The organism is Mesorhizobium sp. M1329, from assembly GCF_040318035.1.
Taxonomy (GTDB): domain Bacteria; phylum Pseudomonadota; class Alphaproteobacteria; order Rhizobiales; family Rhizobiaceae; genus Mesorhizobium.
The window spans coordinates 95,482-105,460 of record NZ_JAMYLN010000025.1 but is presented as its reverse complement, the minus strand read 5'-3'; the positions used below and the strand labels follow the sequence as shown (position 1 = coordinate 105,460).

Sequence of the window (9,979 nt, the reverse complement as noted above, 5' to 3'; positions counted from 1 at the left end):
AGCGCCCGTCGCTTCACCGGCCCAGCAGGGCACAACCCACGCCGGAAACGAACTCAAAACTGGATAGAAACTGGGGGCAACGTCAATCATACCAACAAGGGAGCGGCATCGCGCGGCGCCCGCATGCTGCGCACCGCCCTCGGCCCGGCCATCGCACGCTTCCTTGATGATCCAGCCATTGTCGAGGTGATGCTCAATCCCGACGGTCGCCTGTGGGTTGATCGTCTCAGGGAAGGGCTCGTTGCAAGCAATGAAATACTGATCGCGGCCGACGGCGAACGGATCGTCAGGCTGGTCGCGCACCATGTCGGTGCCGAGGTGCATTCGGGCTCGCCGCGTGTTTCGGCTGAACTGCCCGGGACCGGCGAACGGTTCGAGGGCCTGTTGCCGCCTGTTGTCACGGCGCCAACCTTCGCCATCCGCAAGCCGGCAGTCGCGGTGTTTACGCTTCAGGACTATGTCGCTGCCGGCATCATGACCGAAGGCCAGGCTGACTTCCTGCAGCTTGCCGTGGAGACACGGAAGAACGTGCTGGTGGCCGGCGGCACATCGACGGGCAAGACCACGCTGGTCAACGCGCTTTTGGCGGAGGTGGCTAAAACCGCCGAGCGCGTCGTGCTGATCGAGGATACGCGTGAGCTGCAGTGTGCTGCGCCCAATCTTGTAGCGCTGCGCACCAAGGACGGTGTCGCCTCGCTGTCCGATCTAGTGAAGTCATCATTGCGGCTTCGGCCCGACCGCATCCCGATCGGCGAGGTACGGGGCGCCGAAGCGCTCGATTTGCTGAAGGCCTGGGGCACCGGCCATCCCGGTGGCATCGGCACCATCCACGCCAATTCTGCCCTTGGCGCACTGCGGCGACTGGAGCAGCTGGTGCAGGAGGCCGTCGTTACGGTTCCGCGCGCACTTATTGGCGAAACCATAGATCTCATCGCAGTTCTCGCTGGCCGCGGCTCAGCGCGCCGGCTCGTCGAGATCGCCCTGGTCGACGGGCTCGATCCGACCACCGGCGACTACCGCACCCTGGAAGCAAATCTCGAGACCACACTGACCGTGAATCACTACCCGCCCTTTGGAGCTTCAGAATGACCCCGATCCGCTTCAATTCATTGGCTATCCGCAAACTTGCCGTCGAGCTTTCGTATGCGGCGACCGCCGCGATCATGACGATTGCGCCCGCCCATGCTGCCGGTTCCTCCATGCCCTGGGAGGAGCCCCTTCAGCAAATTCTCGAATCGATTGAGGGGCCAGTTGCCAAGATTGTGGCGGTAATCATCATCATCATCACCGGCTTGTCGCTCGCCTTCGGTGACACGTCAGGCGGATTTCGCCGGCTGATCCAGATCGTCTTCGGGCTGTCGATCGCTTTCGCGGCAAGTTCGTTCTTCCTGTCGTTTTTCTCCTTCGGCGGCGGAGCGCTGATCTGATGGAGGAGGAGGTTCGTGGTTTTTTCGCGCCGGTTCATCGCGCACTCACCGAACCGATCCTGCTCGGCGGCGCGCCGCGTGCAGTCGCGATTGCCAACGGCACGCTCGCCGGCGCGGTCGGATTGGGACTTCGTTTGTGGGTCGCCGGGCTTGTCATCTGGGGGGTCGGGCATCTCATGGCCGTCTGGGCGGCGAAGCGCGATGCGCAATTCGTCGATGTGGTTCGCCGGCACCTGCGCTACCCCGCGCATTTCGGATGTTGAGGTTTTCGCCATGATGAACCTCGCGGAATACCGAAAGAAGAGTGCCAGCCTCCCCGACCATCTGCCTTGGGCCGCCCTGGTGGCGCCGGGCGTGGTGCTTAACAAGGACGGCAGTTTTCAAAGAACGGCGCGTTTTCGCGGGCCGGATCTGGACTCCGCGACGCCGGCGGAGCTCGTCGGCACAACCGCGCGGCTCAACGGCGCGCTGCGCCGGCTCGGCTCCGGCTGGGCAATTTTTGTCGAAGCGCAGCGCAATCCCGCCAGCGGCTACCCGGAGAGCCGGTTCCCGGATTGCGCATCCGCACTTTTCGACATCGAGCGTCGCGAACAGTTCGAAGACTCCGGTGTGCTGTTTGAAAGCAGCTACTTCCTCACCTTCGTGTGGCTGCCTCCGGCCGAGGAAGCGTCGCGAATGGAGAGCTGGCTCTACGAAGGCCGGGAAAAGACCGGTGTCGATCCGTGGGAGCTCCTGAAAAGTTTTGTCGATCGCACCGACCGCGTGCTCAACCTCCTCGAGGGCTTCGTTCCCGAAGCTGACTGGCTCGACGATGAAGAGACGCTGAGTTACCTGCACTCAACCATTTCGACCAAGCGGCATCGCGTTCGTGTGCCAGAAACGCCGATGCATCTCGATAGCCTGCTTGTCAATCAGCCGTTGGCCGGCGGGTTAGAGCCGAGGCTTGCCGATGCGCATTTGCGCACACTCACCATCACCGGGTTCCCGACGATGACCTTCCCGGGGATTCTCGACGACCTTAATCGCCTTGCCTTCCCCTACCGCTGGTCGACGCGGGCGATCATGCTCGACAAGACCGACGCGACCAAGTTGGTGACGAAGATACGCCGTCAGTGGTTCGCGAAACGGAAATCCGTCGCCGCGATCCTCAAGGAGGTGATGACCAACGAGGCGTCCGTCCTCGTCGATACGGATGCCGCCAACAAGGCGGCCGACGCCGACGCGGCGCTCCAGGATCTGGGCTCAGATCAGATCGGCGAAGCCTATGTCACCGCCACCGTGACTGTCTGGGATGCCGACCCCTCGATTGCCGACGAAAAGCTGCGTCAGGTTGAAAAGATCGTTCAGGGCAGGGACTTCACCTGCATCGCCGAAGGCGTCAACGCTGTCGAAGCTTGGCTGGGCGGCATCCCTGGCCACGTCTATGCCAATATTCGCCAGCCCCCGCTTTCGACGCTCAACCTCGCGCACATGATTCCACTGTCCGCGGTCTGGGCAGGTCCGATCGAGGACGACCATTTTGGCGCTCCGCCGCTGTTCTTCGCCAGAACGGAAGGTGCCACGCCGTTCCGGTTCAGCCTGCATGTTGGAGACGTCGGCCACACCCTCGTGGTCGGCCCAACGGGCGCCGGCAAGTCGGTCCTGTTGGCGATGATCGCGCTTCAGTTCCGGCGTTACAAAAACAACCAGGTCTTTGCCTTCGATTTCGGTGGCTCAATCCGCGCGGCCATGCTCGCCATGAATGGTGATTGGCACAATCTCGGAAGCAATACCGCAAGCGGGCAGGGGTCTGACGATCCATTGCCCTTGCTCACTTTGACCGATCTGTCGAACGACGTTGACACCGTGTCGCTACAGCCGCTTGCCCGCATCCATCATACGCCAGAGCGGGCCTGGGCGGCCGACTGGCTTGTCGACATTCTGCTGCGCGAGGGCGTGACCATCACGCCGCAGGTCAAGGAACATCTGTGGTCGGCACTCACATCGCTGGCTTCTGCGCCAGTCCAGGAGAGGACGCTGACTGGCCTGTCCGTGCTGCTGCAGTCCTCGCCGCTGAAACAGGCGCTTGGTCCCTACTGTATCGGTGGTGCCTATGGCCGGCTGCTTGATGCCGAGCATGAGCGTCTCGGCGAGGCCTCCGTCCAGGCGTTCGAAACCGAGGGCCTGATCGGCACCGGTGCTGCTGCCGCGGCGCTTGCCTATCTGTTCCACCGCATCGAGCAGAGGATGGACGGCCGGCCAACACTGCTGCTCATCGACGAGGGCTGGCTGGCGCTCGACGATGGCGGTTTCGCCGACCAGCTGCGCGAATGGCTGAAGACGCTGAGAAAGAAGAACGCCAGCGTGGTCTTCGCCACGCAGTCGCTTTCCGACATCGACGGATCGCCAATCGCGCCGGCAATAGTCGAAAGCTGCCCGACGCGGCTGTTCTTGCCAAACGAACGCGCCATCGAGCCGCAGATCACCGAGATCTATCGACGCTTTGGGCTCAACGATCGCCAGATCGAGATCATCGCCCGAGCGATACCGAAGCGCGACTATTTCTGTCAAAGCCGCCGCGGCAATCGCCTGTTCGAACTGGGTCTCGGTCCGGTCGCGCTGGCGCTCTGCGCCACATCGTCCAAATCGGACCAGGCCGCGATCGATCGGATAATCGCCGAGGCCGGCCGAGACCATTTCCTCGAGGCCTGGCTAGCGGATCGCGGCCTCTCCTGGGCGGCCGACCTCATCCCAAGTCTCACCAACATGATCGAGCAGTCCACCGAGGAGATTTCGTCATGAATTCCATTCTTGCACGCAGCCGTATTGGTCGCATGGCGGCAGCCGGCGCCATCGCGGTCGCCACGGCTCTGTCATCGGTACCAGCATCGGCGCTGATCGTGTTCGATCCCAGGAACTACGCCGAGAACCTGCTTTCGGCATCGCGTGCCCTGGAGCAGATCCATAACCAGATCACCTCCCTGCAAAACGAAGCGCAGATGCTGATCAACCAGGCGAAGAATCTCACTTCCCTGCCGACCTCGCTGCTTGGCCAGATCGAGGGCAATTTTTCCCAGATGAAGAGCTTGCTCGGCGAGGCCGAGAAGCTGGCCTATAGCGTCCAGGATATCGAGAGCCAGTTTGCCTCCACTTACGCGAATTTCGGTTCGGATCTCTCCAGCAAGCAGCTCGTCGAGGGTGCGCATCAACGCTGGCAGACCTCGGTGTCTGCCTTTGAGCATTCACTGAAAACGGGCGCCGTCGCAGTCGACAACATCGCAGGGACACAGGAGCAGACGGGTGCTCTGGTCAGCGCCAGCCAGTCGGCTGTCGGCGTGCTGCAGGCGACGCAGGCCGGCAACCAGCTCCTCGCCGTCCAGGCCAAGCAAGTTGCCGATCTCACCGCGATGCTGGCGGCACAAGGAAGGGCCGAGGCCCTTGAGCAGGCGAGGAGGGCTGCCGCGCAGGAGCAGGCGCGGGAACAGTTCAGCCGTTTCATGACGGGCAGCAGCTACAGCGCCTCATCCGTAAAAATGTTCCACGACTGAGGCGAAGAGGCATGGATCTCAAGATCGCCGCCCGGATGACAGCCGTTCTCGCCCTTGGCGCCGCCATGACCGCCGCCTTCATCGCGCTGCGCGGCGACGGCTCGCAGGACGCGTCCTCCCCGCGTTCGGCACATCCGGGCGGCGAGCCGGCAAGCGTCGAACTTGCCCGATGCCGGGACATCGGCATGGCGGCGATTAGTGACGACGCCTGCAGGAAAGCCTGGGCTGAAGGCCGCCGACGCTTTCTGCGGCCATCTCGTCCCGTAGCGCCAAACGCGGCTCCGACGATCGAAAAGGACCCAGGTCGCCTGCCGCCGCTCCAACCGCCAACACCACCTCGCGCTCAAGACCGGCTCGATCCGGAAATGGTGGCGCCATGAACGACACCGGCGTGATCGATCGCTTCCTCGAGACTTTCACTCGCTACATCGATTCCGGGTTTGGCCTGCTCGGCGGCGAGGTGGCATTCCTGACCTCCACGCTGATCGTCATCGACATCACGTTCGCCGGCCTCTTCTGGGCCTGGGGTGCTGACGAGGACGTGCTGCATCGCCTGGTGAAGAAGACGCTCTATATCGGCTTCTTCGCCTTCATCATCGGCAACTTCAATCGTCTGGCCGGCATCGTCTTCGAGAGCTTTTCCGGGCTCGGCCTGAAGGCTGGAGGTTCGGCACTTTCAGGCTCGGCATTGCTGCAGCCGGGCCGCGTCGCGCAAGTCGGCATCGATGCCGGCAATCCGATCCTCGGGGCCGCCAGCCAGCTGATGGGCTACGTCTCGTTCTTCGAGAATTTCGTCCAGATCGTAGTACTGATGATCGCCTGGGCGATTGTACTGATCGCGTTCTTTCTTCTGGCCGTCCAGATCTTCGTCACGCTGGTCGAATTCAAGCTGACGACGCTGGCCGGGTTTGTGCTGATCCCCTTTGCGCTGTTCAACCGGACCGCCTTCCTTGCCGAAAAAGTGCTTGGCAACATCGTTGCCTCCGGCGTGAAGATACTGGTCCTTGCCGTCATCGTCGGCATCGGCTCGGGCCTTTTCGGCGAGTTCACCCAAGGCTTCGGCGCCGAACAGCCCACAATCACGGATGCGCTGTCGCTTGTGCTCGGCGCTCTGTCGCTGATGGGGCTGTCGATCTTCGGTCCTGGCATTGCGACGGGGCTGGTTTCTGGTGCCCCGCAACTGGGCGCAGGTGCCGCTGTTGGCACGAGCCTCGTCGCTGGCGGCCTTGGCGTGGCTGGCGCTATGGGTGCTCGCGCCGGATTGAGCGACGCAGCAGGCGCACTCAATGCAGGTGCGCGTATGTCGGCAGCAGCCGCACGCGGCGGCGCGCATCTGGCCGGCAGCACTTCGGGCGCCTGGGAGCTTGGCGTAGCGACATCTGGACCAGACGGTGCAGGCTCGGTCGCCGGCGGCATGGCAGGTGTCGCCAGGGCTGGCGCCAGAGCTGCCGTTCGACCGGTGAGGCAGGCCATGTCGCGCGCTGCGTCGGCGCTGTCCGACAGCTATGAGACCGGCCGCTTTGCGGCTTGGACTGCGACGAGTGGAGAGCACTCGTCGGGCACCGCTTCCTCCGGTGACTGGCCGACCACCGAGGCCAGTACCGACTCTCCGCCCGCATGGGCAAAACGCATGAAACGTAGCCAGGCCATGAGCCATGGCGCCAGCATCGCCGCCCATTCGGTCCACTCGAGTGATGATGGCGGCGGCTCGATGAATGTTTCCCTCGATCAGGACGACCGCCGATGACCCCCTTTAGACGCCCTTTCGTTCGTTACGCAAAAACGCCTCAGCCAGAGACGCCATATCAGCGTGCAGCCCAGATTTGGGACGAGCGCATTGGCTCGGCTCGCGTCCAGGCGAAGAATTGGCGGCTGATGGCTTTCGGCTCGCTCGTCCTGGCCGGCGGTTTTGCATCTGCATTGGTCTGGCAATCGACGCGCGGTTCGGTGGTTCCCTGGGTGGTTCAGGTCGACAAGTTTGGCGAGGCGCAGCTTGTCGCCCCGGCTGTTGCCGACTATCGGCCGACCGACCCCCAGATCGCCTGGCATCTGGCCCGCTTCATCGAACAGGTCAGAAGCATTCCGGCCGACCCCGTTATCGTCCGTCAAAATTGGCTGCGCGCCTACGATTACACCACGGATCGTGGCGCCACTTCTCTCAATGATTACGCTCGCTTGAACGACCCTTTTGCCAAAGTGGGCAAACTCCAGATCGCGATCGAGGTTTCCAGCGTCATCCGTGCTTCGCCCGATTCCTTCCGCGTCGCCTGGATCGAGCGCCGCTACGAGAACGGCAACCTGGCCGGCACCGAGCGCTGGACCGCAATCCTCACGATCGTGATCCAACAACCCCGCAACGCCGACCGGCTGAAAGCCAATCCGCTCGGCGTCTATGTCAATGCCATCAGCTGGTCGAAGGAGCTTTCATGATGCGTGCGGCACGTACAAGAAGATCGGCGAGACCGGACACGCGCAATGCGCCCAAGGCACGTATATTTGCCCTGGCACTCCTGTCGGCAACGGCGCTCGCCGGCTGTGCATCGAAGAAATACATTCCGCCGCAGATCGCCTATGACGATGCGGTGCCGGCCGTGCGCAAGGTCGACCTGCCTGGTCCGGTGAAGGTGGTGGAAGTGCCGAAACCGCTTCCGCTGCCGGGTCAGTTGAAACCGGTCGACGCCGCGAAGGTAGAGCCGGAGCCGACCGATCCGAAGCAGCGGATCAGCCAGGCGAACGAGGCAGCTAGAATGCAGCCGGTTCGCGACGGGTTCGTCAATGCCATCCAGCTCTATCCCTGGAGTGAGGGCGCGCTCTACCAGATCTATGCCGCGCCCGGCCAGGTCACCGACATCGCCTTGCAGCCCGGCGAGCAGCTTGTCGGCTCCGGGCCTGTGGCCGCCGGCGACACGGTGCGCTGGATCATTGGCGACACACAAAGCGGGGCAGGGGAGCGCCAACAGGTCCATATTCTTGTGAAGCCGACACGGCCGGATCTCCAGACCAATCTCGTCATCAACAGCGATCGCCGCACCTATCATCTCGAGCTGCGCTCGACCGAAAAGACCTACATGGCCTCGGTCTCCTGGCAGTATCCGCAGGACCAGCTGATTGCGCTGCGGCGGCAGAACGCGCAGGCTTCCGCCGCACAGCCGGTTGCGTCCGGCGTCGACATCCAGAAGTTGAATTTCCGCTACCGCATCGAAGGCGACGCAGCACCCTGGCGACCGCTTCGCGCCTTCGACGACGGTGCAAAAGTCTATATCGAGTTCCCGTCAGGCATAGGGCAGGGCGAAATGCCGCCGCTCTTCGTCATCGGCCCATCGGGGGGCTCCGAACTGGTCAACTACCGTGCTCGCCAGAATTACTATGTCGTGGATCGGCTGTTTGCCGCCGCTGAACTGAGGCTCGGCGACAAAACAAGTGAAAAGCGCGTCCGCATCGTACGCACGGACGGCAAACAAACCTCGCCCAGCACGAGGCTTTTGCGATGAGCGACCCTGCAAACGCACCCAACCAGGACATTCGAGCGGAACTGCGCCTGCGGCCAGAACCGGCGAGCGTCACGCGACTGTCGCGCAAGGTGCTGATAGGCCTTGGTGGAGTTGCCAGCGCTGCGATCCTCGGCACGTTGATTTGGGCGCTCGACACCAGACAGCGTGGGACCGAACAGCCGCCCGAGCTCTTCACCACCGAAAACCGCTCAACGGCCGACGGGCTACAGAAGCTGCCGAAGGACTATGCCGGTGTTCCGCAACTCGGCCCCGCTCTGCCTGGCGATTTGGGCCGGCCGATCTTGCGTGCTCAGGAACGCGACCAGCCGGATGGGGCATCCAATGTCAGTGGACCGCGCACCGATCCGGAGGAGCAGCGCCGACTTGCCGAGATTGAGGCCGCACGCGTGGCGAAGCTTTTCACCGATACGAGCACGAGAGCTGATCCGGTACGACAGGGTGCTGGCAGCAGAGTCACGGAACCGGACACCCAATCTGGTCTGACTCTGCCTCCCCGGACGCCACCGATCGATCCTGGTGCCGCGCAAAACATGCAGGATGGCAAGCTCGCCTTCGTCAATGCCGAGCCAGACCGTCGCACTGTCAGCCCCGATCGGCTCGCCGAGAAGGCCTCGCCCTATGTGGTGCAAGCCGGCACCGTCATTCCGGCTGCCCTTATCACCGGCATCCGCTCCGACCTGCCTGGCGATATCACCGCTCAGGTTACGGAAAATGTCTACGACAGCCCGACAGGATCCCATCTCCTGATCCCGCAGGGTGCGAGGCTGATCGGCCAGTACGACAGCCACGTCGCCTTCGGCCAGTCGCGCGTGCTGCTGGTCTGGAACCGGCTGATCATGCCTGACGGCACTTCAATCGTTCTGGAGCGCCAGCAGGGCGCAGATGCTGAAGGATTTTCCGGGCTTGAAGACGAGGTTGACCATCATTGGGGCCAGATGTTCCGTGCCGCCGCACTCTCGACATTGCTGGGCATTGGGACATCGCTTGGGTCCAGCGACGATGAAAGCGAAATCGCCAAGGCCATCCGCGAAAGCGCGCAGGGTTCGGCCTCCGATATTGGCCAGCAGCTCGTGCGCAATCAGCTCAACGTCCAGCCGACGCTCACCGTGCGGCCCGGTTTCCCGGTTCGCGTCATCGTCAATCACGACCTGGTGCTGGCGCCGTACGGCGCGAAGGATCCATCATGACCAAGCTGAGACTTTCCTCCATTCCCGATGACCGTCCGGTCAAGATCACGGTCGAACTGCCTGCCGCCGTTCATCGCGACCTTGTCGCTTATGCCGATGTGCTTGGCCGTGAAAGCGGCCAGACAATCGCAGATCCGACAAAGCTGATCGCGCCGATGCTGGCACGCTTCATGGCAACGGACAGGGCATTTGGCCGAATGCGTTCTGACACGAAGTCAGCATAATGAAAGCCAGCGATCGGTCTGATGGTAGTCTGCACAGAGAGCCACCCCGCACCTTCTCCAATCACACGCGATCATCGTCTGCTCCCCGTCCGCATGGAGCGG

General features: G+C 62.8%; 11 protein-coding genes. All 11 read left to right on the top strand.

Going from position 1 to position 9,979, the window contains the following annotated elements; genetic code table 11:
• Positions 1-123: 123 nt before the first annotated feature.
• The 11 genes from trbB to NKH21_RS23365 all read left to right on the top strand — a co-directional run bounded on the left by trbB (position 124) and on the right by NKH21_RS23365 (position 9,877).
• A complete protein-coding gene (trbB, locus tag NKH21_RS23415; RefSeq protein WP_352867794.1) occupies positions 124-1,089 on the top strand; it encodes a P-type conjugative transfer ATPase TrbB in 966 nt (321 codons plus the stop codon).
• A gap of 74 nt (positions 1,090-1,163) precedes the next feature.
• Positions 1,164-1,427: a TrbC/VirB2 family type IV secretion system protein gene (locus NKH21_RS23410; protein ID WP_352492921.1), complete on the top strand. Its 264-nt coding sequence runs from the start codon at positions 1,164-1,166 to the stop codon at positions 1,425-1,427.
• Positions 1,427-1,690 (top strand): VirB3 family type IV secretion system protein, encoded by a 264-nt coding sequence (locus NKH21_RS23405; RefSeq protein WP_352668811.1) that lies wholly within the window; start codon positions 1,427-1,429, stop codon positions 1,688-1,690. Before NKH21_RS23410 ends, NKH21_RS23405 begins: the two co-directional genes overlap by 1 nt.
• A 10-nt stretch (positions 1,691-1,700) precedes the next feature.
• On the top strand, positions 1,701-4,208 hold the full coding sequence (gene trbE / locus NKH21_RS23400; protein ID WP_352668809.1) for a conjugal transfer protein TrbE: 2,508 nt from the start codon (positions 1,701-1,703) through the stop codon (positions 4,206-4,208).
• A complete protein-coding gene (gene trbJ / locus NKH21_RS23395; protein WP_352668806.1) occupies positions 4,205-4,954 on the top strand; it encodes a P-type conjugative transfer protein TrbJ in 750 nt (249 codons plus the stop codon). Before trbE ends, trbJ begins: the two co-directional genes overlap by 4 nt.
• A gap of 11 nt (positions 4,955-4,965) precedes the next feature.
• The gene (gene trbK-alt / locus NKH21_RS23390) at positions 4,966-5,334 is read left to right on the top strand and encodes a putative entry exclusion protein TrbK-alt (protein ID WP_352867785.1); all 369 of its coding nucleotides are present in this window, start codon (positions 4,966-4,968) and stop codon (positions 5,332-5,334) included.
• Complete coding sequence (gene trbL, locus NKH21_RS23385) at positions 5,331-6,701, top strand: P-type conjugative transfer protein TrbL (RefSeq protein ID WP_352867782.1); 1,371 nt, start codon at positions 5,331-5,333, stop codon at positions 6,699-6,701. The genes trbK-alt and trbL overlap by 4 nt, the downstream gene beginning before the upstream one ends.
• A complete protein-coding gene (gene trbF, locus NKH21_RS23380; protein WP_352668800.1) occupies positions 6,698-7,384 on the top strand; it encodes a conjugal transfer protein TrbF in 687 nt (228 codons plus the stop codon). Before trbL ends, trbF begins: the two co-directional genes overlap by 4 nt.
• A complete protein-coding gene (trbG, locus tag NKH21_RS23375) occupies positions 7,381-8,445 on the top strand; it encodes a P-type conjugative transfer protein TrbG (protein WP_352668797.1) in 1,065 nt (354 codons plus the stop codon). The genes trbF and trbG overlap by 4 nt, the downstream gene beginning before the upstream one ends.
• A complete protein-coding gene (locus NKH21_RS23370; protein ID WP_352668795.1) occupies positions 8,442-9,653 on the top strand; it encodes a TraB/TrbI/VirB10 family type IV secretion system protein in 1,212 nt (403 codons plus the stop codon). Before trbG ends, NKH21_RS23370 begins: the two co-directional genes overlap by 4 nt.
• A complete protein-coding gene (locus NKH21_RS23365; protein ID WP_352668793.1) occupies positions 9,650-9,877 on the top strand; it encodes a DUF2274 domain-containing protein in 228 nt (75 codons plus the stop codon). The genes NKH21_RS23370 and NKH21_RS23365 overlap by 4 nt, the downstream gene beginning before the upstream one ends.
• The last annotated feature ends 102 nt before the right edge of the window (positions 9,878-9,979 follow it).

Excerpts from the sequence above, each read along its gene's own strand:
- trbB (WP_352867794.1), top strand. The coding sequence starts at position 124 with ATGCTGCGCACCGCCCTCGGCCCGGCCATCGCACGCTTCCTTGATGAT.
- NKH21_RS23410 (WP_352492921.1), top strand. The coding sequence starts at position 1,164 with ATGACGATTGCGCCCGCCCATGCTGCCGGTTCCTCCATGCCCTGGGAG.
- NKH21_RS23405 (WP_352668811.1), top strand. The coding sequence starts at position 1,427 with ATGGAGGAGGAGGTTCGTGGTTTTTTCGCGCCGGTTCATCGCGCACTC.
- trbE (WP_352668809.1), top strand. The coding sequence starts at position 1,701 with ATGATGAACCTCGCGGAATACCGAAAGAAGAGTGCCAGCCTCCCCGAC.
- trbJ (WP_352668806.1), top strand. The coding sequence starts at position 4,205 with ATGAATTCCATTCTTGCACGCAGCCGTATTGGTCGCATGGCGGCAGCC.
- trbK-alt (WP_352867785.1), top strand. The coding sequence starts at position 4,966 with ATGGATCTCAAGATCGCCGCCCGGATGACAGCCGTTCTCGCCCTTGGC.
- trbL (WP_352867782.1), top strand. The coding sequence starts at position 5,331 with ATGAACGACACCGGCGTGATCGATCGCTTCCTCGAGACTTTCACTCGC.
- trbF (WP_352668800.1), top strand. The coding sequence starts at position 6,698 with ATGACCCCCTTTAGACGCCCTTTCGTTCGTTACGCAAAAACGCCTCAG.
- trbG (WP_352668797.1), top strand. The coding sequence starts at position 7,381 with ATGATGCGTGCGGCACGTACAAGAAGATCGGCGAGACCGGACACGCGC.
- NKH21_RS23370 (WP_352668795.1), top strand. The coding sequence starts at position 8,442 with ATGAGCGACCCTGCAAACGCACCCAACCAGGACATTCGAGCGGAACTG.
- NKH21_RS23365 (WP_352668793.1), top strand. The coding sequence starts at position 9,650 with ATGACCAAGCTGAGACTTTCCTCCATTCCCGATGACCGTCCGGTCAAG.